General features: G+C 73.6%; 22 protein-coding genes and 1 pseudogene. 8 read left to right on the top strand and 15 right to left on the bottom strand.

Features of this window, described 5'->3' with window-relative positions:
• Positions 1-910, top strand: a 910-nt coding sequence (locus EBO15_RS25860; protein WP_147481646.1) for an MFS transporter, incomplete at its 5' end; no start/stop codon positions are given.
• 686 nt (positions 911-1,596) lie between these two features.
• Here EBO15_RS25860 and EBO15_RS46250 read toward each other — a convergent pair.
• Positions 1,597-1,776, bottom strand: a pseudogene (locus EBO15_RS46250) (helix-turn-helix domain-containing protein); the annotation flags it as partial.
• Between the two features lie 120 nt (positions 1,777-1,896).
• On the opposite strand from EBO15_RS46250, the gene dnaE reads away from it, so the two are divergent.
• Positions 1,897-5,484, top strand: coding sequence for a DNA polymerase III subunit alpha (gene dnaE / locus EBO15_RS25850; protein WP_122197036.1), 3,588 nt, complete (start codon positions 1,897-1,899; stop codon positions 5,482-5,484).
• A gap of 37 nt (positions 5,485-5,521) precedes the next feature.
• Here the strand turns inward: dnaE and EBO15_RS25845 are convergent, their stop codons facing one another.
• Positions 5,522-6,943 carry an MFS transporter gene (locus EBO15_RS25845; RefSeq protein ID WP_122197035.1) on the bottom strand — a complete coding sequence of 474 codons (1,422 nt, stop codon included), beginning with the start codon at positions 6,941-6,943 and terminating at the stop codon, positions 5,522-5,524.
• Between the two features lie 94 nt (positions 6,944-7,037).
• Here EBO15_RS25845 and EBO15_RS25840 point away from each other — a divergent pair, with 94 nt between their 5' ends.
• Positions 7,038-7,667 (top strand): TetR/AcrR family transcriptional regulator, encoded by a 630-nt coding sequence (locus tag EBO15_RS25840; RefSeq protein ID WP_122197034.1) that lies wholly within the window; start codon positions 7,038-7,040, stop codon positions 7,665-7,667.
• Here EBO15_RS25840 and EBO15_RS25835 read toward each other — a convergent pair.
• The 9 genes from EBO15_RS25835 to EBO15_RS25795 form a co-directional block, all read right to left on the bottom strand.
• Positions 7,664-8,443 carry an SGNH/GDSL hydrolase family protein gene (locus tag EBO15_RS25835; RefSeq protein WP_199744807.1) on the bottom strand — a complete coding sequence of 260 codons (780 nt, stop codon included), beginning with the start codon at positions 8,441-8,443 and terminating at the stop codon, positions 7,664-7,666. The two genes, EBO15_RS25840 and EBO15_RS25835, sit on opposite strands and share 4 nt — an antisense overlap.
• Positions 8,444-8,448: 5 nt before the next feature.
• Positions 8,449-9,015, bottom strand: coding sequence for a PadR family transcriptional regulator (locus tag EBO15_RS25830; RefSeq protein WP_122197032.1), 567 nt, complete (start codon positions 9,013-9,015; stop codon positions 8,449-8,451).
• 55 nt (positions 9,016-9,070) lie between these two features.
• Positions 9,071-10,213 (bottom strand): rod shape-determining protein RodA, encoded by a 1,143-nt coding sequence (gene rodA, locus EBO15_RS25825; RefSeq protein ID WP_122197031.1) that lies wholly within the window; start codon positions 10,211-10,213, stop codon positions 9,071-9,073.
• Positions 10,214-10,316: 103 nt separating this feature from the next.
• Positions 10,317-12,260: a WD40 repeat domain-containing serine/threonine protein kinase gene (locus EBO15_RS25820; RefSeq protein WP_122197030.1), complete on the bottom strand. Its 1,944-nt coding sequence runs from the start codon at positions 12,258-12,260 to the stop codon at positions 10,317-10,319.
• The gene (locus EBO15_RS25815) at positions 12,260-14,299 is read right to left on the bottom strand and encodes a WD40 repeat domain-containing serine/threonine protein kinase (protein WP_122197029.1); all 2,040 of its coding nucleotides are present in this window, start codon (positions 14,297-14,299) and stop codon (positions 12,260-12,262) included. Before EBO15_RS25815 ends, EBO15_RS25820 begins: the two co-directional genes overlap by 1 nt.
• A gap of 82 nt (positions 14,300-14,381) precedes the next feature.
• Entirely contained in the window at positions 14,382-14,987 is a 606-nt protein-coding gene (locus EBO15_RS25810) for a DsbA family oxidoreductase (protein WP_122197028.1), read from the bottom strand.
• On the bottom strand, positions 14,984-16,471 hold the full coding sequence (locus tag EBO15_RS25805; protein ID WP_233616435.1) for a DHA2 family efflux MFS transporter permease subunit: 1,488 nt from the start codon (positions 16,469-16,471) through the stop codon (positions 14,984-14,986). Before EBO15_RS25805 ends, EBO15_RS25810 begins: the two co-directional genes overlap by 4 nt.
• A 2-nt stretch (positions 16,472-16,473) precedes the next feature.
• Positions 16,474-17,040 (bottom strand): NADPH-dependent FMN reductase, encoded by a 567-nt coding sequence (locus EBO15_RS25800; RefSeq protein ID WP_122197043.1) that lies wholly within the window; start codon positions 17,038-17,040, stop codon positions 16,474-16,476.
• 134 nt (positions 17,041-17,174) lie between these two features.
• A complete protein-coding gene (locus tag EBO15_RS25795; protein WP_122197027.1) occupies positions 17,175-18,317 on the bottom strand; it encodes an FAD-dependent monooxygenase in 1,143 nt (380 codons plus the stop codon).
• An 81-nt stretch (positions 18,318-18,398) separates the two neighbouring features.
• On the opposite strand from EBO15_RS25795, the gene EBO15_RS25790 reads away from it, so the two are divergent.
• Positions 18,399-18,980 (top strand): TetR/AcrR family transcriptional regulator, encoded by a 582-nt coding sequence (locus EBO15_RS25790; protein ID WP_233616434.1) that lies wholly within the window; start codon positions 18,399-18,401, stop codon positions 18,978-18,980.
• Positions 18,977-19,468, top strand: a complete 492-nt coding sequence (locus EBO15_RS25785; RefSeq protein ID WP_233616433.1) for a DinB family protein — start codon at positions 18,977-18,979, stop codon at positions 19,466-19,468. Before EBO15_RS25790 ends, EBO15_RS25785 begins: the two co-directional genes overlap by 4 nt.
• A gap of 59 nt (positions 19,469-19,527) precedes the next feature.
• On the opposite strand, the gene EBO15_RS25780 is transcribed toward EBO15_RS25785, so the two are convergent.
• The 4 genes from EBO15_RS25780 to EBO15_RS25765 form a co-directional block, all read right to left on the bottom strand.
• The gene (locus EBO15_RS25780) at positions 19,528-20,037 is read right to left on the bottom strand and encodes a DinB family protein (protein ID WP_122197025.1); all 510 of its coding nucleotides are present in this window, start codon (positions 20,035-20,037) and stop codon (positions 19,528-19,530) included.
• Positions 20,038-20,080: 43 nt separating this feature from the next.
• Positions 20,081-20,536 (bottom strand): MaoC family dehydratase, encoded by a 456-nt coding sequence (locus tag EBO15_RS25775; protein WP_122197024.1) that lies wholly within the window; start codon positions 20,534-20,536, stop codon positions 20,081-20,083.
• Positions 20,537-20,645: 109 nt separating this feature from the next.
• Positions 20,646-20,930, bottom strand: coding sequence for an AzlD domain-containing protein (locus tag EBO15_RS25770; protein WP_233616432.1), 285 nt, complete (start codon positions 20,928-20,930; stop codon positions 20,646-20,648).
• A gap of 11 nt (positions 20,931-20,941) precedes the next feature.
• On the bottom strand, positions 20,942-21,613 hold the full coding sequence (locus EBO15_RS25765) for an AzlC family ABC transporter permease (RefSeq protein WP_122197041.1): 672 nt from the start codon (positions 21,611-21,613) through the stop codon (positions 20,942-20,944).
• 65 nt (positions 21,614-21,678) lie between these two features.
• Between EBO15_RS25765 and EBO15_RS25760 the strand changes: the two genes are divergently transcribed.
• From EBO15_RS25760 to EBO15_RS25750, 3 genes are all read left to right on the top strand, one after another.
• Positions 21,679-22,242 (top strand): XRE family transcriptional regulator, encoded by a 564-nt coding sequence (locus EBO15_RS25760; RefSeq protein ID WP_122197022.1) that lies wholly within the window; start codon positions 21,679-21,681, stop codon positions 22,240-22,242.
• Between the two features lie 301 nt (positions 22,243-22,543).
• A complete protein-coding gene (locus EBO15_RS25755) occupies positions 22,544-23,449 on the top strand; it encodes a 2OG-Fe(II) oxygenase family protein (protein ID WP_122197021.1) in 906 nt (301 codons plus the stop codon).
• Positions 23,450-23,482: 33 nt separating this feature from the next.
• Positions 23,483-24,061, top strand: a complete 579-nt coding sequence (locus EBO15_RS25750; RefSeq protein ID WP_122197020.1) for a TetR/AcrR family transcriptional regulator — start codon at positions 23,483-23,485, stop codon at positions 24,059-24,061.
• Positions 24,062-24,085: the final 24 nt, after the last annotated feature.

The raw sequence follows: 24,085 nt of genomic DNA, 5'->3' as shown, positions 1-24,085 counted from the left end.
GCTGGTCGCGGCGTCCGCGTTCGTCGGGGCGGTCACGGTCGTCGCGCCGGTCCTCGGGCCGCTGGCGGCGGGCCTGGCGCCGCCGGACCGGCGCGGGACGGTCAGCGGGATCCTGCTCGGCGGCTCGATCGGCGGCATGCTGCTGTCGCGGACGCTCGGCGGGTTCGCCGGGGAGGCGTTCGGCTGGCGTGCCCCGTACGTGGGCGCCGCCGCGCTCACACTCGTGTCGGCGGCCGTCCTGGCGCGGGTGCTGCCGCGGACGGAACCGGCGTCGCGCGAGCGGTATCCGGCGCTGCTGGCCGCGCCGCTCCGGCTGCTCCGCACCGAACCCGGGCTGCGCCGGTCGTGCTTCTTCCAGGCCGCGATCTTCGGCGGGTTCTCGGCCGCGTGGACGGGCGTCGCGCTCCTGCTGACCGGCCCCGCCTACGGCCTGACGACCCGCGCGGTCGGGCTGCTCGCGCTGGTCAACGCCGCGACGATGTTCTGCACGCCGCTCGCCGGGCGCCTCGCCGACCGGCGCGGCCCGGACGCGGTCAACCGGGTGAGCATGCTCGCCGTCCTGGCGTCCGCGCCGGTCCTCGCGCTCGGCGGCCTGGGCGGGACGGCCGGTCTCGCGGCCCTGGTCGCCGGGTTCCTCGTCCTGGACGTCGCGATGCAGTCCGGGATGGTCGCGAACCAGGTGCGCGTCTACGCGTTGAGCGACTCCGAGCGCAGCCGCCTCAACACGGCCTACATGACCTGCGCCTATCTCGGCGGGAGCCTCGGCTCGTGGCTCGGCGCGCACGCGTTCGCGCGGTTCGGCTGGGGCGGCGTGTGCGGGCTCGTCGCGGTCCTGGCCGTCCTCGCGCTGGGGAAGGCGGCGCGGTCGCCGGCGGGCAGCCAGAAGCGGGTGGGGTCCCAGGGGGCGTAGGCGTCCTCGATGTGCGCGATGAGCGGCGGCAGCGCCGGGTGCCGGTTCCGCTCGTGCCACATCAGTGACCACGGGTACACGGGCGCAGGGTCGGCGAGCGGGACGCGGACGACGTCCGGGTGCGCGGGAAGCCGCGTCCCCGCCCCGGCGAACGTGTACCGGGACGGCTCGGACGCGATGCGCTCGATGAGGCCCTCCAGCCCGAAGTCCGGCCCCGACGTGTCGTAGTCGATCCCGAAGTCGTGGCCCATGGCGCGGTAGAACCACGCCCATTCGCTGTCGGCCTCGATGCTCGGCATCCATGCCGTCGTGCCCGCGAGCGCGCCCGGCGACAACCGGGTGTGCCCGGCGAACCGGTGGTCGCGCCGGACGACCACGTGGAGCGGCTCCAGCAGGGCGGGGACGCGCCGCACCCCGTCCGGCAGCCCGGTCGCGCGCCCGAACAGCGCGTCCGTGTCCCCCGCGACGAGCGCGGAGAGCCCGGTGGCGAGGCCGCCCGAGGACACGATGCCGAGTTCGGCGTCCGGGGCGGTCTCGTGGAAGCCCCGCACCAGGTCGATGGACGCCAGCCACGTGTGGTGGACGTCCACGCGGAGGGTGCGCAGCCGGTCGCCGGCGAGGGCCGTCATCCGGTCGGCGAGGCCGACGAGCGCGCGGGCGGACGCGAGCTGCGCGTGCCCGGCGGCGGTCGGCTCGGCGCCCGCGCGGCCGCGGACCACCAGCGGCGTGCCGAGCCGGTCCTCCAGCTTCGCGACGCGCTTGGACACCGCCTGCTGGCTGATCCCGAGCCGGTCGGCGGCTCCCCCGAACGAGCGCTCCTCGACCACGGCCACGAACGCGCGGACCGCCGCGAGATCCAGGTCCATTGACCTCCTCGTACAACGAACGGTTGTCACCGCTCCCCGTGTCCATTGTTGGACAGGCCGATTCTCGTGCAGGTGAGATGCCACGAGCGAATCGAATCTACAACCTGAGGGAGTGGAAGCGTGGATTCCTTCGTGCACCTGCACGTCCATACCGAGTACTCGATGCTCGACGGTGCGGCGAAGGTCGGGGCTCTGGTCGCGGAGGCGGCGCGGCTCGGCATGCCCGCCGTCGCGATGAGCGACCACGGCAACGTCCACGGGGCCTACGAGTTCCACGGGACGGCACGGAAGGCGGGCGTCCGCCCGGTCATCGGCGCGGAGCTGTACGTCGCGCCCGGCGCGCGGCAGCGGCGCGAACCGGTGTTCTGGAGCGACGACCCGTCCCTGCGGAAGTCCGACGAGCGGACGGGCGCGGGCGGCGACGTCTCCGGACGCGGCCTCTACACGCACATGACCGTCTGGGCCGAGAGCGCGGACGGCCTGCGCAACCTGTTCCGGCTCCAGTCGCGCGCCTGGCTGGAGGGCCGCGCCGCGAAGTACCCGCGCGTGGACGACGAGCTGCTCGCCGAGTACGCGCCGGGCCTCATCGCCACGACCGGCTGCCCGTCCGGGGAGGTGCAGACGCGGCTGCGCCTCGGCCAGTACGACGCGGCCGTCGAGGCCGCCGCCCGCCGCCGCGACCTGTTCGGCAAGGACAACTACTTCCTCGAGCTCATGGACCACGGGCTGCCGATCGAGCGGCGCGTCCGCGACGACCTGCTGCGCATCGGACGCGACCTCGGCATCCCGCCGCTCGCCACCAACGACTCGCACTACGTCACCGAGGACCAGTCGGACGCGCACGACGCGCTCCTCTGCATCGGCACCGGCAAACGGCTCGCCGACACCGACCGGTTCCGGTTCTCCGGCAGCGGCTACTTCCTGAAGGACGCGGCGCGCATGCGCGCGATGTGGGACGACCAGGTGCCCGGGGCCTGCGACAACACGCTGCTGATCGCCGAACGCGTCGGCGACTACGCCCCGGTGTTCGCGCACCGCGACCTGATGCCCGAGTTCCCCGTCCCGGACGGCGAGACCGAGGCGTCCTGGCTGCGCGCCGAGACGCTGCGCGGCGCGCGGCGGCGGTACGGCGGCGACCCGGCGCCCGAGGTGCTGGAACGCATCGACTACGAGCTGTCGGTCATCGAGGACATGGGGTTCCCCGGCTACTTCCTCGTCGTCGCCGACATCTGCGAGCACGCGCGGAAGAGCGGCATCGGCCTCGGCCCCGGACGCGGGTCGGCGACCGGCTCGATCGTCGCGTACTGCACGGGCATCACCGAGCTGGACCCGATCGAGCACCGGCTGATCTTCGAGCGGTTCCTCAACCCCGAGCGGGTCACCATGCCGGACATCGACCTGGACTTCGACGACCGCCGCCGGGACGAGATGATCGACTACGTCACCCGGACGTACGGCGCGGACCGCGTCTGCCAGATCGTCACGTTCAACACCATCAAGGCCAAGGCCGCCGTGAAGGACGCCTGCCGCGTCCTCGGCCTGCCGTACGCGCTCGGCGACCGGATCACCAAGGCGTTCCCGGCGGCGGCCGGGGGCAAGGAGATCCCGCTGTCGGCCGTCCACGACGAGGGGCATCCCCGGCACGGCGAGGCCGCCGAGCTGCGCCAGATGTACGACGGCGAACCGGACGTGCGGCGGATCATGGACACCGCGCGCGGCGTCGAGGGGCTGACGCGCGGGACCGGCGTCCACGCGGCGGGCGTGATCCTGTCGTCCGAGCCGCTGCTCGACGTGCTGCCGCTCGTCCGGCCGAAGGCGGACGGCCCGGTCGTCACCGGGTTCCCGTTCACGCAGGCCGAGGACATGGGCCTGCTGAAGATGGACTTCCTCGGCCTGCGCAACCTCACGGTCATCAACGACGCGATCGAGGGCGTCCGCGCGAACCGGGGCGTGGACGTCGACATCCACGACGTCCCGCTCGACGACCCGGCGACCTACGAGCTGCTCGCGCGCGGCGACACCCTCGGCGTGTTCCAGCTGGACGGCGGCGGCATGCGGACGCTGCTGAAGCTCATGCGCCCGACGACCTTCACCGACATCGCGGCCGTGTCGGCGCTGTACCGGCCCGGCCCGATGGAGATGAACGCGCACACGAACTACGCGCTGCGCAAGACGGGACGGCAGAAGGTCGAGCCGATCCACCCGGAGCTGGGGGACGCGCTCGAACCGATCCTCGGCGACACCTACCACCTGGTCGTCTTCCAGGAGCAGGTGATGGCGATCGCGCAGCAGCTCGCCGGGTACTCGCTCGGCGGCGCCGACATGCTGCGGCGGGCCATGGGCAAGAAGAAGAAAGAAGTCCTGGACGCCGAGTGGGAGCGGTTCTCCGGGGGCATGCGCGAGCGCGGCTTCTCGGACGAGGCGGTCAAGGCCGTCTGGGACGTGCTGGTGCCGTTCAGCGGCTACGGCTTCAACAAGTCGCACACCGCCGGGTACGGCCTGGTCTCCTACTGGACGGCCTACCTGAAGGCGAACTTCCCCGCCGAGTACATGGCCGCGCTGCTCACGTCCGTCGGCGACGACAAGGACAAGATGGCCGTGTACCTGTCGGACTGCCGGAGGCTCGGCGTCCGGGTGCTGCCGCCGGACGTCAACGAGAGCGAGCTGGGGTTCACCGCCGTCGGCGCGGACATCCGGTTCGGGCTCGGCGCGATCCGCAACGTCGGCGCGGGGGTCGTCGAGTCGATCACCGGGACGCGCCGGGAGGGCGGGGCGTTCGCCGGGTTCGCGGACTTCCTGGCGCGGGTCCCGGCGGCGGTCTGCAACAAGCGGGTCATCGAGTCGCTGGCGAAGGCGGGCGCGTTCGACTCGTCCGGGGAGGCGCGGCGGGCGGTCGTCGCGGTGCACGAGCAGGCCGTGGACTCGGTCCTCGACCTGAAGCGCCACCAGGCGCACGGCCAGGACGCGCTGTTCGGCGGAGGCATGCCGTCCGGTTCGGGTTCGGACTCGGGCTCGGACGCGGACGCCGGGACGGGCCCGGTCGTCGCCGTCCCCGACCTGGACGAATGGGACAAGGAGACGCTGCTCGCGCACGAGCGCGACATGCTCGGCCTCTACGTCTCCGGCCATCCCCTGGACGGCGCGGAGCCGGTGCTCCAGGCGAACCGCGACCTGTCGCTCGCGGACCTGCTCGCGTCCGGGCGCACGGACGGGCCGGTCCGGGTGAGCGGGATCGTCGCGGGGCTGCAGCGGCGGGTCACCAAGCAGGGCTCGCCGTGGGCCGTCGTCACCTTGGAGGACCACCACGCGGCGCTCGAATGCCTCGTGTTCCCCAAGACGTACACGCTGTTCGGCGAGCTGCTGGCCGAGGACCGGGTCGTCGCGCTCCAGGGCCGGGTCAACGCGCGCGACGAGGCGATCAGCGTGTACGTGGAGGACGTCGCCGTCCTGGACGTCGACACCGCGATGAACCAGCCGCCCGTGGTCCTGTCGGTCGCCGAGCCGCGCGTCACGCTCACCCTCGTCCGGGAGCTGCGGCAGGTGCTGAACGCGCATCCGGGAGGCGCGCCCGTCCATCTGCTGCTGCGGCGGCGCGGGGCCAAGGACGTCCTGTTCGACCTGCCGGACTTCACGGTCGAGCCCGGCCCGGCGTTCGCGGCGGACGTGAAGTCGCTGCTCGGCGCGCAAGCCCTCGACCCGGCCGGGTGAGGGCCGGGTCGAGGGCGGGACGGGGAACCGGGTCCGGTCAACGCGCCCGCTTGAGGGCGGCGGACGCCAGGACGGCCCCGGCGGCGGCCAGCGCGGCGTTGACGCCGATCGCGACCCGCAGGCCGGGCAGGACGTCCGCGCCGGCGGAGCTCGCGATGACGACCGCGCTCATGATCGGGGTGCCGAGCGTGATGCCGACCTGCTGGGTCATGGTCGCGATGCCGGTGGCGCGGCCCTGGTCGGCGTCCGGCAGCCCGGACGTCGCGGTGACCATGAAGGCGACGATCATCAGCATGTTGCCGACGCCGCCGACGAACGTCGCGGCGAGCAGCAGGACGATCCACCCGCCGGAGGCGCCGAGCGCGATCAGCGTCGCGGTCGCGGCGGCCTGCACCAGTCCGCCGGTGAGGAGGGTGGCGCGGGTGCCGATCCGGCCGACGACGCGTCCGCCGAAGGTGCCGCCGAGGACGGTGCCGAGGCCGAGGACGCCGAACGCCAGCCCGGTCATGAGCGGCGAGTAGCCGAGGACCTTCTGCAGGTAGAGCGTGAGCAGGAAGACCAGGGAGGTCTCGGTCACGAACGCGACGAGCCCGGCGGTGTTGCCCCAGACGACCGTGCGGCGCTTGAGCAGGGCGGTCGGGACGAGCGGCTGCGCGGCGCGCTTCTCGACGAACCAGAACACGACGACCAGCACGGCCCCGGCGATCAGCGGGAGGAGCGTGACGGGGGCCGTCCAGCCGTGCTCGCCGGCCTGGGTGAGGCCGAACACCAGCAGCAGGAGGCCGGCGGTCACGGACGCGGCGCCGGGCAGGTCCAGGCGGGGCCGGTCGGACGGGCGCCCGTCCTGGATCATGCGGGGGGCGAGGGCGACGACCAGCGCGGCGACCGGGACGTTGATGAGGAACGCGAAGCGCCAGGACAGCAGGCTGGTCAGCAGGCCGCCGAGGATCGCCCCGGCGGTGAATCCGGCGGACATCAGCGCGCCGTTCAGCCCGAGCGCGCGCTCCCGCTGGGGTCCCTCGCGGAACGCGGTGGTCAGCAGGGCGAGGCCGGCCGGGGTGACGGCGGCGGTCGCGAGTCCTTGCAGGACGCGCGCGGTCAGCAGCATCCCGGGGCCGGTGGCGAGCCCGCCGAGCAGCGACGACGCGCCGAGGACGGCCATGCCGCCGATGAACAGGCGCTTGCGTCCGACCAGGTCGGCGAGGCGTCCGAACAGCAGGGTGAACCCGGCGGCGGAGAGCGCGAACGCGGTGGCGATCCACTGGAGGTTCGCCAGGGAGAAGCCGAGGCCCGCGCCGACCTCGGGCAGCGCGACGTTCAGGATCGAGAAGTCCACGGCCACCATGAACTGCGCGCCGAGCAGCAGGGTGAGCAGCAGCCGCTGCCGCCCGGTCATCCGGTGCGGGGACGCCGTGGGAAGGGGTGTGGGTGTCGCTGTCGCCGTGGTGGTCGCGGCCATGGAAGCCTCCAGGGTGCTCTAAACGGATCTGTGGTTCCGTTAGGATGGGATGACCGTACCACCGGTGGCGTCTAAATGGAACTGGAGACCCGTTATGGCTGAAGTGGAGACCGCTCCCGGCACCCTGCGTCCCGGCGGGCGGACGGCCCGGGTGCGCGCCGCCGTGCTGCGCGCGGCCGAGGACGCGCTGATCGAGTGCGGCGTCGACGGCATCGACCTGGCCGAGATCGCGCGCCGCGCCGAGGTCGGCAAGACGACCGTCTACCGGCGCTGGGGCAACGCGGGCGCCCTGGTCGCCGACCTGCTGGAGGACATGGCCGAGCAGTCCGTCGCCCGCACCGAGACGGGCTCACTGGACGGCGACCTGCGCGCGAACGCCCGCCTCGTCGTCAGGACCCTCACGGACGAGCGCCAGGGCGCGCTGTTCAAAGCCATGATCGCCGCCGCGGCCAACGACGAGCGCACCGCCGAGGCGCTGCACCGCTTCTACGCCACGCGCATCCAGGAGTGGGCGCCCTGCGTGACGCAGGCGGTCGAGCGCGGCGAGATCCCGGACGGCACGGACGCCCCCGAGGTGATCCGCGCGGTCTCCGCCCCGCTCTACTACCGCTTCCTGGCCAGCGGAGACCCCCTCGACGAGACGGTCGCCGACCGCGCCGCCCACGCCGCCACCTGCGCCGCCAGAGCGGGCGCGTACGCCAAGCCTCGTGAGGCCCGGCCCTAGGAGAAGGGCAGGAGTTCGGGGCGCTTGGCGGTGCGCCCGTCACCGGACGAGCGTCCCCGGATCCGCCGCCACACCCACGGGCCGAGGAACGTCCCGGCCCACATCACCTCGGCCCCGGCACGCCGCCACGCCGGTGCCGAGGTGATGCGGACCGGCAGCGGCGGCAGCGGATCGGCCCAGCTCCCGTCGCTGCCCGGCAGGTCCAGCGCGTCCGCGACGGCGGCGGCGATCCGCGCGTGCCCGACGGGCGAGGCGTGCAGGCGGTCGGCGTTCCAGATGCGCGGATCGGTGAGGAACGGCAGCCCCCAGGTGTCCACGAGGACGGTCCCGTGGCGTCCGGCCATCGCGCGCACCCGGTCGTTGAACGCCATGACCCGGGGCCGAAACCGCACCGCCAGCGGCGAGATCGCGCCGACGTCCGGCAGGGTGAAGGTGACCACGGTCGCGCCGGACGCCGCGAACGCGGCGAGCATCGCGTCCAGGTCGGCGGCGACCGCGTCCGCGTCGCACCCCGGCCTGATCAGGTCGTTCATCCCGGCGAGGACGGTGACGAGGTCGGGCTTCAGGGCGAGCGCCGCCTCCGTCTGCCCGGCCCGGATCGCCGCCGCGAGATGCCCCCGGACGGCCAGGTTCGCGTACCGGAAGTCCGGCCCGGCGTCGGCGGCCAGTTTCCCGGCGAGCCGGTCGGCCCAGCCCCGGTAACCGGACGCCTCGTCGCCGTCCATGAGTCCCTCGGTCTGGCTGTCGCCGACCGCGACGTACCGCAGGTAGGACACGCTCTTCACTCCACTCGGGCGTCGTGGCGGCGGGCGAGGACGGCGAGGACCCGCTCGCCCCAGCGCAGGTTCTCCCGTTCGAGTTCCAGGCCGCGCAGGAGGGTCAGGTAGGGGCCGACGCGCTCGGCCTCGGCGAGGTGCTCGTCCTCGCTGCGGCCGGCGAGCAGCCGCGCGCGCAGCCGCTCGAACCGCGCGATCTTGGCCTCGGCCCAGGTCATCCGCTCCCGGACGGCCTCCATCACGGCCGCGACGTCGCCGTCGTCCACGGCCTGGACCTTGACCATCAGCTCGTCCCGGATCGCGCCCGGACGCGGCGGCGCGGCGGTGAACTCGCGCAGCGCGCGGCGTCCGGCCCCGGTGAGCGAGAAGACCCGCTTGTTGGGCCGCCGCTCCTGCTGGACGACCCGCGCCTCGATCAGCCCCTCGCCGGACATCCGCTCGAGTTCCCGGTAGAGCTGCTGCGGCGTGGCCATCCAGAAGTTGGCGACGCCCGCGTCGAAGTTCTTGGCCAGGTCGTACCCGGACGCCTCGCCGTCCAGGAGCGCGGCCAGCACCGCGTTGCGCAGGGACATGCGGCCGATCGTACCCGGCGATTATTCAATTCGTTGACTAGGGGCCGATCGTCGTTCAGGAGAACATGCGGAGCCGCGCGTGGACGCTCTGGAGGATCCCGATCGCGGCGAGGTTGGCGATGGTCGCCGAGCCGCCGTACGACACGAACGGCAGCGGGACGCCGGTGATCGGCGTGATCCCGAGGGTCATCCCGATGTTCTCGAACCCCTGGAACGCGAACCAGCAGGTCACGCCGGTCGCCAGCAGTCGTCCGTACGGGTCGGCGCAGGCCGTCGCGATCCGCAGCCCGCGCCACAGCACGACCCCGAGCAGCAGCACCAGGCCCGCCGCGCCGAGGAAGCCGAGCTCCTCGCCCGCGACGGTGAACACGAAGTCGGTGTGCTGCTCGGGGACGAAGTGCCCGCCGGTCTGCTGGCCGTGCAGCACGCCCTGCCCGAACAGCCCGCCCGACCCGACGGCGATCTTCGCCTGCCGCGCGTTGTACCCGGCTCCGGCCGGATCGGCCGCCGGATCCGCGAACGCGATGAACCGGTTGATCTGGTATTGCTTCAGCAGGTGCAGCTGCCACACGGCCAGCGCGCCGACCACGGCCGTCGCAACCAGCCCGAACAGCCGGATCGGCTGGACGCCCGCCAGCGCGAGCATCCCGAACGTGATCACCGACAGGACCATGATCGTCCCGAGGTCCGGCTGGAGCAGGACGAGCCCGATCGGCAGGGCCGCGACGCCCAGCGCGATCGCCTGCTCGCGGTCGGCGGGCACCTGCTCGCCGTCCTGGAGCTCGCCGAGGACGGCCGCGAGCAGCATGATCAGCCCGACCTTGGTGAACTCGGACGGCTGGAGCTGGAACCCGCCGCCGACCTGGATCCACGAGTGGTGCCCCTTCACCGACGAGCCCAGCGGCGACAGCACCGCGACGAGCGCCACGCAGGACGCCCCGTAGGCGATCGGCGCGTAGGCCCGCAGCGTCCGGTAGTCGGCGGCCTTCACCAGCACGAGGACGACGAGACCGGCGGCGACGGTGAGCAGGTCCTTCTTCACCAGGGCGGACGGGCTGCCGATCTGGTCGGGCGCGCTGCGCGCCGCCGACCACACCAGCAGCGCCCCGACCGCCGTGAGCGCGAGCACCGCCGCGAGCAGCACCAGGTCCCAGCGGCGGGCGAGCTCGGTCCGCACGTCCTCGGTCGCGACCGCCATCGGCCCTCCCGGGCGCTCAGTAGTTGCGCAATTGATTGATTATCGCGCCGTGGAGAGGAGAGGGTCGGCAGGAGCGTCCGCCGGGCGTGGCGAGAGGGGCGCTCTAGGACGCCGGGAGGGTCCAGATCCTGGTCACGCCGGTCGCGCCGCCGCTGGCGAAGGTCTGGCCGTCCGGGCCGAAGGTCACGCACTCGACCTTGTTCGGATCGCCGCTCACCGACGCGACCTCGCGCCCGGTCGGGACGTGCCAGAGCCGGACCATGCCGTCCTCCCCGCCGCTGATCAGGACCTTCCCGTCCGGGCTGAACGCGGCCGAGGTGATCCGGCCGGTGTGGCCCGTCAGCTTCCGGCCCGAGGACGCCGACGGGGCGTCCGGCGGGGCGAGGACGATCGACGAGTCGAAGTCGCCCGTGGTCGCCAGGGTCGAGCCGTCCGGGCTGAGCGCCACCACCGTGGCCCCGATCTGCGCCGTGATGCTGGGGACGCCGCGGGTGGCGCCCTTGACCGGGGTGTCCGTGACCCGCGTCCGTGTGACCTTGCCCTGGTCGACGCGCAGGACGTCCCGTCCGTCCTGGCTGAACAGCAGGCGGAGGGTGCTGCCGCCGGACGTGCCCGCCGGCCCGGTCTTGACGATCCGCTTCGCGGCGACGTCCCAGACCTGGGGCGTGCCGTCGTCGCCCGTGTACGCGAGCAGCCGCCCGTCCGGGCTGAGGGCGACGGCCCTGGGCTTCGTGGCCGCGGGGAGGGTGCCGATGGCCTTCCCCGTCAGCGCGTCCCGGATGGTGAACGGGCCGTTCCGGGTGGCGCCCGCCGCGATCCGCCCGTCCGCGCTGAGCGTCTGCGGACGCGTCCAGTCGTCGAACCCGAGGTTCGTGGACGTGCCCTTCCCGGTCGCCAGGTCCCACTGCCAGATCTGGTCGAAGCCCGCGCCGGTCAGTCGTTTGCCGTCCGCGCTGTACGCGAGCTGGACCATGTCGACCGCCGTGTTCGGCAGCGTGTTCGCCACCGGCACCCCGATCGGCGTCACAGGGACGCCCGCCTCGCCCGCCGCGCCGCGCGTCGGCCACAGCATCACCGCCGCCGGAACCCCGACGACCGCGACGGCCCCGGCCGCCGCGCCCCCGACCAGCAGCGCCCGCCGCGACACCTGCTTCTCTGCCGGTGCCGCCGCCTGCGGTGCCGGTGCCGGTGCCGTGGGCTGCGGTGGTGCGGCGGGGTGCGTTTCGGGGCTGGTCAGGCGGTCGAGGAGCACCGGGACGGACGGACGCGGCGCCGGGTCCTTCGCGAGGCACGCGGCGACGATCTCGCGCAGGTCGCCGGTCAGGCCGTCCAGGGTCGGCGGGCCGCTGGTGATGCGGTGCACGATCGCCGGGATGGTCGGCGCGTCGAACGGGCCGTGCCCCGTCGCGGCGTAGGTGAGCAGGCAGCCGAGCGAGAACACGTCGCCGGGCGGGCCGGTCTCCTCGGCGCACACCTGCTCGGGCGACATGAACGAGAACGTCCCGACGACGACGCCCGCCGAGGTCAGGGATGTCGCGTCGGCGGCGCGCGCGATGCCGAAGTCGATGATGCGCGGGCCGTCCGGCGACATGATGACGTTGCCCGGCTTCAGGTCGCGGTGCACCAGGCCGCTGCCGTGGATCGCGGCGAGCCCCTCGGCGAGGCCCGCGCCGAGGCGGCGCACCTCGTGCGGAGGCATCGGGCCCCGCTGGAGGACCACCTGCCGCAGCGACGGCCCCGGCACGAACGCCGTGACCATCCAGGGCGCCTCGGCGCCGGCGTCCGCGTCCACGACCTGCGCGGTGTGGAAGCCGCCGACCTTCCGGGCCGCCTCGATCTCCCGCGCGAACCGCGACCGGAACCGGGGATCCGCCGCGAACTCGGCGCGGATCAGCTTCACCGCGACGTGCCGTCCGCCCGGTGAGACGCCGAAGAACACCTCGCCCATGCCACCCGCCCCGAGCCGTCCTTCCAGGCGGTACGGGCCGACCTCGCGCGGGTCCTCGGGACGCAGTGGCCGCATCGGTGGTCGCGTCAGTGGCCGCATCAGCGGACCTTCCACAGGTAGACGTCGCTGTCGGAATCGATCCCCGAGCCGGATCCCGCCGCGACGAGCGTCCCGTCCGGGCTGACGCCGACGGACTGGAGCGCGGACGCCGGGCCGGTCAGCGTCCCGGACGGGGCGCGGGTCGCCAGGTCGAACAGCCGGACGGTCCGGTCGGTGTTCCCGACGACGAGCGTGCGGCCGTCCGGGGTGACCGCGAGGCTGTGGATCACGCCGCCGCCGACGGCGATCGTCGCGGTGGTCCGTCCGGCCGGGTAGTCCCAGATCCGGACGATCCCCTCGTTCCCGCCGCTCACGAGCGTGCGGTTGTCGGGGAGGAACGCGAGCGCCTGGACGCTGTTGGTGTGCCCGCTGAGCGTGCCGGTGCGCCGCCCGGTCGCCGGGTCGTACATGAGGACGCTGCTGCCGGGCGCCTTCCGGTAGAAGCCGTCGGTGGTGGCCGCGACCGTGTGCCCGTCCGGGCTGAACGCGACGTCGGTGACGCCCGCGTGCCCGCTTCCGGTGAGCGTGCGGAGCTTGCGGCCGCTCGCCGCGTCCCAGATCCGGACGTCGGGGTTGCTGCCCGCGAGGAACCGCCCGTCCGGGCTGAACGCGAGCGCGCTCACGCCGTACTGGTCGGTCGGGAGGGTGTGCTTCACCGTCCCGGAGGCCACGTCCCAGATCCGGACGGTCCCGTCGAGCGCCGAGCTGGCGACCGTCCGCCCGTCCGGTGCGTACGCGAGGCCGAGCACGCCGGACGTGTGGCCGCGCAACGTCTGGACGGGATGCCCGGCGGCGATGTCCCAGATCAGGACGAGCATGTCGTCGCTGCCGCTGGCGAGGTGCCGTCCGTCCGGGCTGAACGCGACCCTGTGCACACCCTGCTTGTGCCCGGCGAGGGTCTTGGCCGGCGCGATGAAGGACGTCAGGCGCGGCGTCCGGTCGTTCACCGCGTGGCCGGTCTTGTCGTCGCCCGAGCCGCTGAGCAGCAGCGCCGCCGGGATCCCGAGCGCCGCCGCCGCGACGGCCGCGCCACCCCCGATCAGCAGCGCCCGCTTCCGGACGTCCACCGGCTTGGGCGCGGCCGGGACGGTGGTCGGCGGGACGTGCTCGTGCGTCGCGACCATCGTCGCCGCGAGCCGCGTCGGCCCCTCCTCGACGACGGTCGCCCCCGCGGTGGTCTCCTCCGCGGCCGGCGGGGTGAGCAGAGCGGCCAGGCTGGGCCTCGGGAGGGCGCCCGCGTCCGGGTCGGTGAGGTGCGCGAGCACCTGCGCGACGGTCGGACGCGCCGCCGGGTCCTTCGCGAGGCAGACCGGGATCAGGGCGCGCAGCGGTTCCGGGACGCCGTCCACCACGGGCGCCTCGTGGAGGACGCGGTGCACGATCGCCGGGATGCTGCCGGCGTCGAACGGCCCCCGCCCGGTCGCGGCGAACGCGAGCAGGCAGTCCAGCGAGAACACGTCGGCGGGCGGCCCCGGCGGCCCGGCGAGCACCTGCTCGGGCGCCATGAACGCGTACGTCCCGACGACGACGCCCGCCGAGGTCAGCGATGTCGCGTCGGCGGCCCGCGCGACGCCGAAGTCGATGATCCGCGGCCCGTCCGCCGCCATGATCACGTTCTCCGGCTTGAGGTCGCGGTGGACCAGCCCGCAGGCGTGGATCGCGGCCAGGCCCTCGGCGAGCCCCGCCGCGAGCGCGCGCAGGTCGTCCCGTCCGAGCGGGCCCTTCTCGGCCACCACGCGGCGCAGCGACGGGCCGGGGATGAACGCGGTGGCGAGCCACGGTTCGGGCGCGTCCGGGTCGGCGTCGACGACCTGCGCGGTGTGGAACCCGCCGACCTTCCGCGCCGACGCGATCTCGCGGGCGAAGCGGTGGCGGTAGCGCGGGTCCTCGGCGTGCGCGGCCTCGATGACCTTCACCGCGACGCGCCGTCCGCCGGGGGAGACGCCGAGGAACACGCGGCCCATGCCGCCCGAGCCGAGGCGGGATTCCAGGCGGTAGGGGCCGATCTGCCCGGGATCGCCGGGCCGCAGGGCTTCCACGGGGGCAGTTCTAGCAGACGTGCTTGTCCTTTAGCTGCCCTTTGTGACGGACCCCATTCGCAGGGTGGGCGGCGTCGGCGCGTCACCCGGCGGCGGCGCGAAGGGCGTTCAGCAGGTCACCGGTGGACGGCGCGCCCGGCGGCAGCGTCCGCTCACTGATCACGAACCGCGGAACGCTCGTCACGCCCTCCGCGCGCACCCGCGCGATCGCCGCCGGAACCTCGTCCGACGCGTCCTCCGGGAGCCAGGGCACGCCGAGCTCGCCCGCCAGCCGGGCCAGGACGGCGGGGTCGGCCACGTTGAGACCGTCGGAGAAGTACGCGCGGAACATCCGCCCGGCCGCCTCCTCGCCCTTCCCGTGCGACTCCGCGACCGCGAGCAGGCGGTGCGCGTCGAGCGTGTTGGCGAACACCGCGCGGTCGAAGCGCATCGTGAACCCGTCCTTGGCGGCCAGGTCGGCCATCCGCGCGATGTTCCGCTCGACGTCCGGGCCGAACACGCGGCGGTGCACCTCGCTCAGCGGCTCCCCGTCCACCGGCGCGTCCGGGGCGACCTGGAACGGCCGGTACACGACCTCGGCCTCGCCGCCCTCGGCGCGGAACTCCTCCAGCGCGTTCTCCAGCCGGGCGTGCGCCAGCGCGGACCAGACGCACGCGACGTCCTGGGTCATCTCAATGCGGACCTTCATGACGACTCCTTCACGGTGGAACGGTGGTGGATCAGCAGGGCGGGCACGAGAGAGGCCACGACCAGCGACAAGGGCAGCAGATAGGTGAACTGGAAGGCGTGCGCGAGGGCCGGCGCGGCGGCCTCCCGCGCGGCGCCGGTCATGCGGTGGACGGCCTGGAGCCCGCCGTCCGGCAGGCGGGCCGACAGCAGCGCGGCGGACGACGCCGTCCCGACCGCCGCCATCGTGGTCGTCACCAGGTTGACGGTCGTGCTCGCGGCGGGCGCCTGGTCGTGCGAGACGCCCTTGGTCGCGGCGGTCATGGCGGGCATGATCGTCGCGCCGCCGCCCGCGCCGATCAGCATGGTCGCCGCGCCGATGCCCCAGTACGAGCCGTCCGCGGTGAGCTGGACGGCGAGCAGCGCGAACCCGGTCGCGGCGACCGCGATCGAGACCGGGACGATCCGTCCGGGCCCGATTCGGTCGGCGAGCCGCCCGGCGACCTGCATGGCCGTCCCGGACGCGAACGCGCCCGGCATCGCCAGCAGCCCCGCGACCAGCGCGGACTCGCCGCGCACCACCTGGAAGTACAGCGGCGCGAGGATCATCGTCCCGAAGTACCCGGCGCAGAACACCGTCATCGTGCCGGTCGCGGCGGCGAACGTCCGCGACCGGAACAGCCCGAGGTCGATGAGCGGATGCGCGGCGAACCGCGCCCGCACCACGAACGCCGCCGCCAGGACGAGCCCGGCCGCGATCCACGCGAGCGGCGCCGCGCCGGACGCGCCGTCCCCGAACCGGCTCACGCCGTAGATCAGCGCGGCGAGCCCGGGGGAGAGTAGCAGGAGTCCGGGGACGTCGAGCGCCCGCCGCGCGCCGGGGACGTCGGCCGGGAACAGTCGTCCGGCCAGCAGCAGGATCGCGATCCCGACCGGCAGGTTGATGAAGAACATCCAGTGCCACGACACCCGGTCGATCAGCCAGCCGCCGAGCGCGGGCCCGGCGAGCGGACCGACGAGGATCGCCAGGCCGTTGGTCCCCATCAGCCTGCCGAGCTCCTCCGGCCTCGCCGCGCGGATCAGGATGGTCATCCCGGCGGGCATCACCAGCCCGCCCGCCAGGCCCTGCACCACCCGGAACGCGATCATCGACGGGACGTCCCAGGCCAGCCCGGCGAGCACCGACCCGACCGCGAACGCCGAGACGGCCGTCAGGTACACCCGCTTCGCCCCGAACCGCCCGACGGTCCACGCCGAGGCCGGCGCCATCGCGCCGAGCGCCAGCGAGTACCCCGTGGCGATCCACTGGATGGTTGCGAGCGACGCGTCGAACGTCTGCGACAGCCGGTTGAGCGCGACGTTCACGACCGTGGTGTCCAGGGACACCATCACCCCGCCGAGCACGAGCACCAGCGCGATCGTCATGGGCCGCGTCGCGCGCGGCGCGTCCGTGTCCATGTCGGTGCCGGCGGCGGCCCCGCCGTCCCGCGAGATCGTGGTGGCCATCGTCAGGCCACCTCGTACGGGCGGGCGGCGCGGGCGTCGCGCAGCGCGTGCCCCCACCAGCCGAGCTGGTCCAGCATCTGGTGCGCGGCGGCGCGCGCGTGCGGGCAGTCGGCGTCGAACGCCGTCCACGGGTTGTGCATGCTGACCACGTTCCGGACGGACGTGGCGTGCAGCTCGGCGAACACCTGGCGCAGGTGCTCCACCGCGCGCAGCCCGCCCGACATCCCGCCGTACGACACGAACGCGACGGGCTTGGCCAGCCACTGCGTCCGGTGCGCGTCGATGAAGTCCTTCAGCCCGCCCGGGAAGCTGTGGTTGTACTCGGGCGTCACCACCACGAACGCGTCCGCGCGCCCGAGCGTCCCGGCCGCCGCCCCGTCCTCCGGCGTCGTCTCGGCGAGGTCGATGACCTCGGTCTCCATGTCGTCCCGGGTGCGGGCGACCCCGGTGAACCAGTCGGCGATCGTCGGCCCGAACCGTCCGCGCCGGGTGCTCCCGAGGATCGTGGCGACCCGCAGCGGCGGGGCCTGGGACGACGGCGGCGGTGCTGTGGGCGGGGTCTCGCTCATGGTTGCCTGCTCCCGGGGGTCGCGCGCCCCGCCGACCGGGGCGACGTGCTCCACTCTGGGACCTCAACAATGCTTGAGGTCAACCACCGCCCCCACGTGACGACCGTCTCACCTGGTCGCGGCCCTGCTCGCCGTCACCCGGCCGTGCCCGGCGGCGTCCAGAGGAAGGCCGCGTCGCCCTGCCGCAGCAGCGCCGTCGGGCCGAGCAGCCCCACCGCGCGGATCGCCGCGTCCCGCGCCGCGACGACGAGCGGGTTGCTCAGCCGCGTCATCCGCGCGATCCCCGCCGACTGCTTCACGATCGCGGACGTCCTGGGCAGCCGTGCCGCGCTGTACGCCTCCAGCCCGCCGCCCCCGGTCACCTCGTGCGCGAGGACGATCGCGTCCTCGACGGCCTGGCACGCGCCCTGCCCGAGGTTCGGCGTCATCGGATGCGCCGCGTCGCCGAGCAGCGCGACCTTGCCCCGGTGCATCGCGGGCAGCGGCCGCCGCAGGTGGTGGACGTCGTTGCGCAGGATCGGCCCGGCCTTCGCGACCAGCTCCGGGATCGGCGTGTGCCAGGTCCCGAACAGCCGCGTGATCTCGGCCTTCTCCCCGTCCGGCGCGGACGCCCCCGCCGGGACGGCGGCCGTCATGTAGCAGTACACGCGGTTCCCGGCGAGCGGCATGACGCCGAAGACCAGCCCGCGTCCCCAGGTCTCGGACGGCATCGGGGGCTCGTCGACGTCCACGACGAACCGCCACGCCGTCACGCCCGCGTACTCCGGCCCGGGGTGGTCCGGGAACGCGGTCGCGCGGATCGCCGAGCGGATGCCGTCCGCCGCCACGACCAGGTCGGCCCGCAGCTCCCGGCCGTCCTCGGTCCGGACGGTCCCGAGGTCCGGATCGACGCCGGTCACCGGCGTGCCGAGCAGCATCGCGTCCCGGTCGAGGCGCGCGGTGAGCAGGTCCACCAGCGCGGACCGCATCAGCAGGACGGTCGGGTCGCCGTACCGGGCGGCGGCGGCCTCCGCGCTCGTCCGGCTGAGCCAGGCCCCGTTCGCCCGCCGGATCCCGGCGTCGCCCTGGAACGCCGCGAGCTCGCGCACCGGGTCGCCGAGTCCGAGCGTGTCCAGGGCGCGCAGCGCGTTCGGCCCGAGCGCGAGACCCGCGCCGACCGGCTCCAGGGAGGGCGCGCGCTCGACCAGCGTGACCTCCCAGCCCTTGTCCCTGAGTGCGACCGCCGCGGTCAGCCCGCCGATACCGCCGCCCACCACGATCGCCGTACGCGTGGCCATGCCGGCCTCCCCTTCACTACGCCTGTAGTTCGCCTGGATCCGACTGTAGCGCGTACTTCACTACAGCGGTAGTTTGAGTGGGTGACATCACGATCCGAGCTGGTCGCCGACGCCGCCATCGCCCTGCTGGTCGACCGGGGCATGCGCGGCCTCACCCACCGCGCCGTGGACGAGGCGGCCGGCCTCGCCCCCGGCTCGACCTCCAACATCGCCCGGACGCGCCTCGCGCTGCTCGAACTCACCCTCACCCGGCTCACCGAGCTGGACGACGCGGCGCTGCTCGCCGACCTGCCCGTCCCCCCGAGCCTCACCCGCGACCAGCTCACCGAGATCGTGGCCCACGCGCTCGACGTCCAGCTCACCGAGGCGCGCCGCCGCGCGCTCGCCCGCTACGAACTCGCCCTCGAAGCGAACCGGCGGCCCGAACTCCGCGCGATCTACGACCGCGCCGGACGCCGCTTCCGCGAACCCCTCATCGCGCTCGTCGCCGCCGCGGGCTCGCCCGACCCGGTCCGGCACGCCCGCCGCCTGGTCACCTTCCACGAGGGTGTCCTCTTCGACGCCCTGGCGGGCGCGGGCGACGTGCCGTCCCTCGACGACCTCCGCCGGGCCACGGCCGACTTCCTGGCGGGCATCCTCCCCGAGACCGGGCTCGTCACGTGAGGGAATCCGGTCCGGGACAGGACGAGCGGGACATGCTGGCCGCCGTCCTCGAAACCCAGCGCGACGTGCTCGCGATGACGTGCGCCGGGCTGAGCGAGGCGCAGATGGCGACGCCCGCCGTGCCGCCGTCCACACTCACCCTCGGCGGCCTCGTCGGCCACATGGCCGAGGTCGAACGCGCCTGGTTCCGGCGCGTTCTCGCAGGTGAGGACGTCCCGATGCGCTGGTCCCGGTTCCCCGGCGACGACTTCGGGTTCGACGGCCCCGCCGACACCGCCTACGACGCCTGGTACGAGGAGAGCGCGCGGTCCCGCGAGATCGTCGCCGCCGCCCCCGGCCTGGAGGCGACGGGCACGCACCCCCGGCGCGGCCCGGTCTCGCTGCGCTGGATCCTCTGCCACATGATCGAGGAGTACGCCCGGCACAACGGCCACGCCGAGGTCCTCCGCGCGGCGATCGACGGGGTGCCGGTCACCGTGGACCGATGAAGGTCGAACTGACGGGTCCCGACGTTCGACGGCGTGAGGCGGCGTGAGGCGGAGCGCGGCTACTCGCCGGTGACGCCGTCGATGCGCTCGCGCAGCAGGTCGGCGTGGCCGTTGTGGCGCGCGTACTCCTCGATCATGTGCGTGACGATCCAGCGCACCGTGTACGTCTCGTCCCGCCGGTGGACCCGCTCGTCCAGGTCGCGGGACGCGACGATCGCGCGCGAGTTCTCGCACTCGGCACGCCACACCGCGAACGCCTCCTCGGCGTCCGCGTCGGCGACGAGGAAGTCGGCCATCCCACCGTTCACTCGCGGCCAGTGACTTCCGCTTTCCTCGCCACAGACGACATGCCGGAACCAGCCGCGCTCGACCTCGGCCATGTGCCGGACGAGCCCGAGCAGCGACAGGTCGGACGGCGGGATCTCCTTGCGCCGGAGCCGCTCCGCGTCCAGGCCCGCGCACTTCATCGCGAGCGTGTCGCGCTGCCAGTCGAGGAACCCGGCCAGCGTGTCGCGCTCGCCGGCGGTCGTCGGGGGTTCCCGTCGTCCCGTGCCGTCCGAAGCGCTCACGCCAGGGACGTTAGCGCACGGATACCGCCTACTACCGCCCCGGTCAGGAGACGAAGAGGGTGAGCGTCTCGGCGACGCAGGCGGCGCGCCGCTCGCCCTCGACCTCGACCTTCACCTTGACCGTCGCGAGCCGTCCGGCCGGGGAGTTCTTGATGTCGACCAGCTCGGCGCCGCCGCGGATCCGTGAGTCGACCCGCACCGGCGCGGGGAAGCGCACCCGGTTCAGTCCGACGTTGACGGCCATGGACAGCCCGTCGATCTGGAAGATCTCCGGGACGAGCGCGCTGACCAGCGACAACGTGAGGAAGCCGTGCGCGATGGTGGAGCCGAACGGGCCCTCCGCCGCCGCCCGCTCCGGGTCCACATGGATCCACTGCCGGTCGTCGGTCGCCTCGGCGAACAGGTCGATCTGCTTCTGCTCGACCGTCCGCCACGGGCTGTATCCCAGATGCTCGCCCTTGGCGGCGGCGAACTCGTCCACACTCGCGAAACGCCTCATGGGACGATCCTTGGCCGTCCGCCCCACCTGCGGCAATGCGGCATCCGACAAACCCGCGCCCCGCGCCTTGTCCGGGATCCACCGAATCTCTCAGCGCAGGCGGATCCCCTCAGAGCAGGCGGAGCAGCGCGGTGGTCGCCGCGGCGGCCAGGACGATCGCCATGAACGGGGCCTTGCGCCAGGCCAGGACCCCGGCGACCAGCACTCCCGCCGGACGCGCCGCGTCCGCCGGACCCCCGCCCTCGGTCAGCGCGGTGACCGCGACCAGCGCGGTCAGCAGCACCACGGCGGACACGTCGAGCAGCCGCTCGGCGCCCGGCGGGAAGGTGATCCGGGTCCGGAGCAGCGGCCCGGCCAGCCGGATCAGGTAGGTCCCGACAGCGAGTGTGAGCATCGCGGCGACGATCATGCTTGCCCCTGCTCGACGGTCGTGCGGTCGAGGAACGGGACCACGGCGAGCGCGCCGAGGCTCGCCAGCAGCGGGAGCCCGACGGGCAGCAGCGGCACGCAGACGAGCGCGATCACCGCGCCGAGCAGCGCCGGACGGCGGGCCTTCGCGTCCCGCAGCTGCGGCAGGATCAGCGCGAGGATGACCGCCGGGAACATCGCGTCCAGGCCGAAGTCGTTCGGGTCGCTGACCGCCGAGCCGAGGGCCGCGCCGAGCAGCGCGCCGAGCGGCCAGCACAGCAGGACGCCGATGCCGCACTCCCAGTAGGAGCGCGCCGGGTCCTTGCGGGTGAGCGCGAACACGACCGACTCGTCGTTCATGATGTGGACGCCGAGCCACCGCCGCCATCCGCCGCCGAGGACGTCCGGCAGGGCCAGCCCGTACGGGAGGTGCCGGGAGTTGACCAGCAGCCCGGCGAGCACCGCCGCGACCGGCGAGCCGCCCGCCCCGACGATCCCGACGAACAGGAACTCCGACGATCCGGCGAGGACCAGCGTCCCCATCACGACCGGGAACCAGAACGGCAGCCCGGACGCGACCGAGATCGCGCCGTAGGACACCGCGGTGGCCCCCACGGCCAGGCACACCAGCACGATGTCCCGGTCCGGTGTTCTTCTTATCGAACGCACGTAGTCCAAAATGAACGATTTGTGAGCGTTCGTCAAATCGAACCGTGTTCTCTAGGATGAACGCCATGAGCGAGTCGCACGCCCGTCCGCCCATGGAGTTCATCGCCGCCGCGCTGCGCCGCGAGCGCGCCCGGGGAGGCCGGTCCCTGACCGAGATCGCGCGCCGCGCCGGGGTCGCGAAGTCGACGCTGTCCCAGCTGGAGTCGGGTTCGGGCAACCCCAGCGTGGAGACGCTGTGGGCCCTCGCCGTCGCGCTGGAGGTCCCGTTCGCGCAGCTCGTCGCGCAGCCCGTCCCGCGCGTCCAGGTGATCCGGGCGGGGGAGGGGCCGACCATCACCGCCGACCGCGCCGACTACCACGCGACCGTCCTGGCGTCCTGCCCGCCCGGCGCGCGGCGCGACATCTACCAGCTCACCGTCGAGCCCGGCCCGCCCCGCGCGTCCGACCCGCACATGCCCGGCGTCGTCGAGCACGTCGTCCTCAGCACCGGCCGCGCCCTCGTCGGCCTCCTGGACGACCCCGTCGAGCTCGCCCCCGGCGACTACATCGGCTACCCGGGCGACGTGGCGCACATCTTCCAGGCCCTCGACCCCGGCACCCGCGCCACGCTGATCTCCGAGCACATCTGACCGGTCCCCGGGCGTGTTCGCTCTCCGAGTTCACCTGGTCGGCATTCCGTTGCGGGAATCGCGAAACCCGTAACGAATGGCCGATCCAGGCCGTCCAGAATGGTTGCGCCAGCTGAACTCATACCCTTCGCCGGGCCCGTCATGCCCCGCCCGCCCGGGGTCGACCGCGCAGCTCAGAGCACCCTTGCCGCCCGTGATGTCCTGTTCTGGTCAGTTGCCCGCCGGGCAGGAGAAAAACGTCGGCCGGTGAGTCACTATTCGTCCGGAACGATGGTGAACGGGGGCAAGGGGGAGTGTTGCGGTGACTTCGGTGTTCTCCAATCCCGAGCTGGACGACGACACCCGGCGGGGGCTGCTCTTCCAGGGCGAGGTGTTCGCCTATTCGGCCACCCCGGCGTCCCGGGCGCTGGTCGGGTTCGCCCGCGAACTGGTCGCCGAGGCGTTCGACGGCCGCGACCCGGAGACGGCGCAGCACGAGATGGAGGTCGGCGCGTTCGCCGCCCTCCTCGCCGACCTCAAACCCCGCTTCATCCACCATCCGCACTGCCGGATCCTGCTGCCCGCGCTGCTCGAGGAGATGGGCTGCGACCCGTCCCGCACCTACTTCGACGTGCCGAGGCTGCGCACCTCGACGTCCGACGACTACCTCACGACGGGCATCTCCTACGCCTTCCATCCGCACCGGGACTGCTGGTACTCCGCGCCGTTCAACCAGGTCAACTGGTGGATCCCGGTGTTCGGCGTCGTCCCCGAGAACGTGATGGCCTTCCACCCCCGGTACTTCGACCGTCCGGTCAGGAACGGCAGCGCGCGCTACGACTACGCCGAATGGAACCGGACGAGCCGCCTGACGGCCGCGCGGCACATCGGCTCCGACACCCGTGACCAGCCCAGACCCGAGGAACCGGTCGAGCTGGACCCGCAGATCCGGGTCGTCCCGGAGGCGGGCGGCGTGCTGGTCTTCTCCGGCGCGCAGTTCCACTCGACCGTCCCGAACACCTCCGGGCGGACGCGCTTCAGCATCGACTTCCGCACCGTCCACCTGGACGACGTCCGCGCCCATCGCGGCGCGCCGAACGTCGACGCCGCCTGCACGGGCACCACGCTGCGCGACTTCGTCCGCTGCTCCGACTTCGAGCGCATGCCCGAGGACCTCGCCGTCGACTACGAGAAGCGCGCCCTGGACAACCCGCTCCGGATAACTTGACCATCCGTTACAGAAACCGCTAGCGTCCCGGACATGGGACGGACCAGGGAGTTCGACACCGACGCCGTGGTCGAGAGCGCCATGGAGGTCTTCTGGCGGCTCGGCTACGAGGCGACGTCGGTCCAGGACCTCGTCGCCGCCACCGGCATCGGCCGCGGGTCGCTCTACGCGGCCTTCGGCAGCAAGGACGGCCTGTACGAGGCGGCGCTGAAGCGGTACGCGGAACGCTCCGGCGCCGTGATGGCCGAACGCCTCGACCGGGACGAGCCGGTCCGCGTCGTCCTGCGCGACCTGCTGCTCGCCCTGGTCGACGAGACCGTGGACGACCCCGAGCGGCGCGGCTGCATGATCACCAACAGTGCCGTCGAGCGCCTGCCCCGGGACCGGCCGGCGTCCCGCGTGGTCGGCTCCTCCCTTGATGGGACCGCCGAGGCGGTCACCGTCGTGCTGCGCCGCGCCCGCGACCGCGGCGACCTGCGCCCGGACGCAGACGTCGCCGCGATCGCCGACTTCTTCGTGACGGCGATCCAGGGGCTGCGCGTCCAGGGCAAGGCGGGCGCCGACCGCCGCCGCCTCACCGCCGTCGTCGACACCGCCCTGACCGTCCTCTGAGCCGACCCGCCCCGACCTGCCCCG

The organism is Actinomadura harenae (assembly GCF_003696215.1).
In the GTDB taxonomy this organism is placed as follows: domain Bacteria; phylum Actinomycetota; class Actinomycetes; order Streptosporangiales; family Streptosporangiaceae; genus Spirillospora; species Spirillospora harenae.
The sequence above is the reverse complement of the archived record's forward strand: the minus strand, read 5'-3'. Positions and strand labels throughout refer to the sequence as shown.

Excerpts from the sequence above, each read along its gene's own strand:
- EBO15_RS25845 (WP_122197035.1), bottom strand. The coding sequence starts at position 6,943 with ATGGCCGCGACCACCACGGCGACAGCGACACCCACACCCCTTCCCACG.
- EBO15_RS25840 (WP_122197034.1), top strand. The coding sequence starts at position 7,038 with ATGGCTGAAGTGGAGACCGCTCCCGGCACCCTGCGTCCCGGCGGGCGG.
- EBO15_RS25830 (WP_122197032.1), bottom strand. The coding sequence starts at position 9,015 with ATGTCCCTGCGCAACGCGGTGCTGGCCGCGCTCCTGGACGGCGAGGCG.
- rodA (WP_122197031.1), bottom strand. The coding sequence starts at position 10,213 with ATGGCGGTCGCGACCGAGGACGTGCGGACCGAGCTCGCCCGCCGCTGG.
- EBO15_RS25820 (WP_122197030.1), bottom strand. The coding sequence starts at position 12,260 with ATGCGGCCACTGACGCGACCACCGATGCGGCCACTGCGTCCCGAGGAC.
- EBO15_RS25810 (WP_122197028.1), bottom strand. The coding sequence starts at position 14,987 with ATGAAGGTCCGCATTGAGATGACCCAGGACGTCGCGTGCGTCTGGTCC.
- EBO15_RS25805 (WP_233616435.1), bottom strand. The coding sequence starts at position 16,471 with ATGGCCACCACGATCTCGCGGGACGGCGGGGCCGCCGCCGGCACCGAC.
- EBO15_RS25800 (WP_122197043.1), bottom strand. The coding sequence starts at position 17,040 with ATGAGCGAGACCCCGCCCACAGCACCGCCGCCGTCGTCCCAGGCCCCG.
- EBO15_RS25795 (WP_122197027.1), bottom strand. The coding sequence starts at position 18,317 with ATGGCCACGCGTACGGCGATCGTGGTGGGCGGCGGTATCGGCGGGCTG.
- EBO15_RS25775 (WP_122197024.1), bottom strand. The coding sequence starts at position 20,536 with ATGAGGCGTTTCGCGAGTGTGGACGAGTTCGCCGCCGCCAAGGGCGAG.
- EBO15_RS25770 (WP_233616432.1), bottom strand. The coding sequence starts at position 20,930 with ATGCTCACACTCGCTGTCGGGACCTACCTGATCCGGCTGGCCGGGCCG.
- EBO15_RS25760 (WP_122197022.1), top strand. The coding sequence starts at position 21,679 with ATGAGCGAGTCGCACGCCCGTCCGCCCATGGAGTTCATCGCCGCCGCG.
- EBO15_RS25750 (WP_122197020.1), top strand. The coding sequence starts at position 23,483 with ATGGGACGGACCAGGGAGTTCGACACCGACGCCGTGGTCGAGAGCGCC.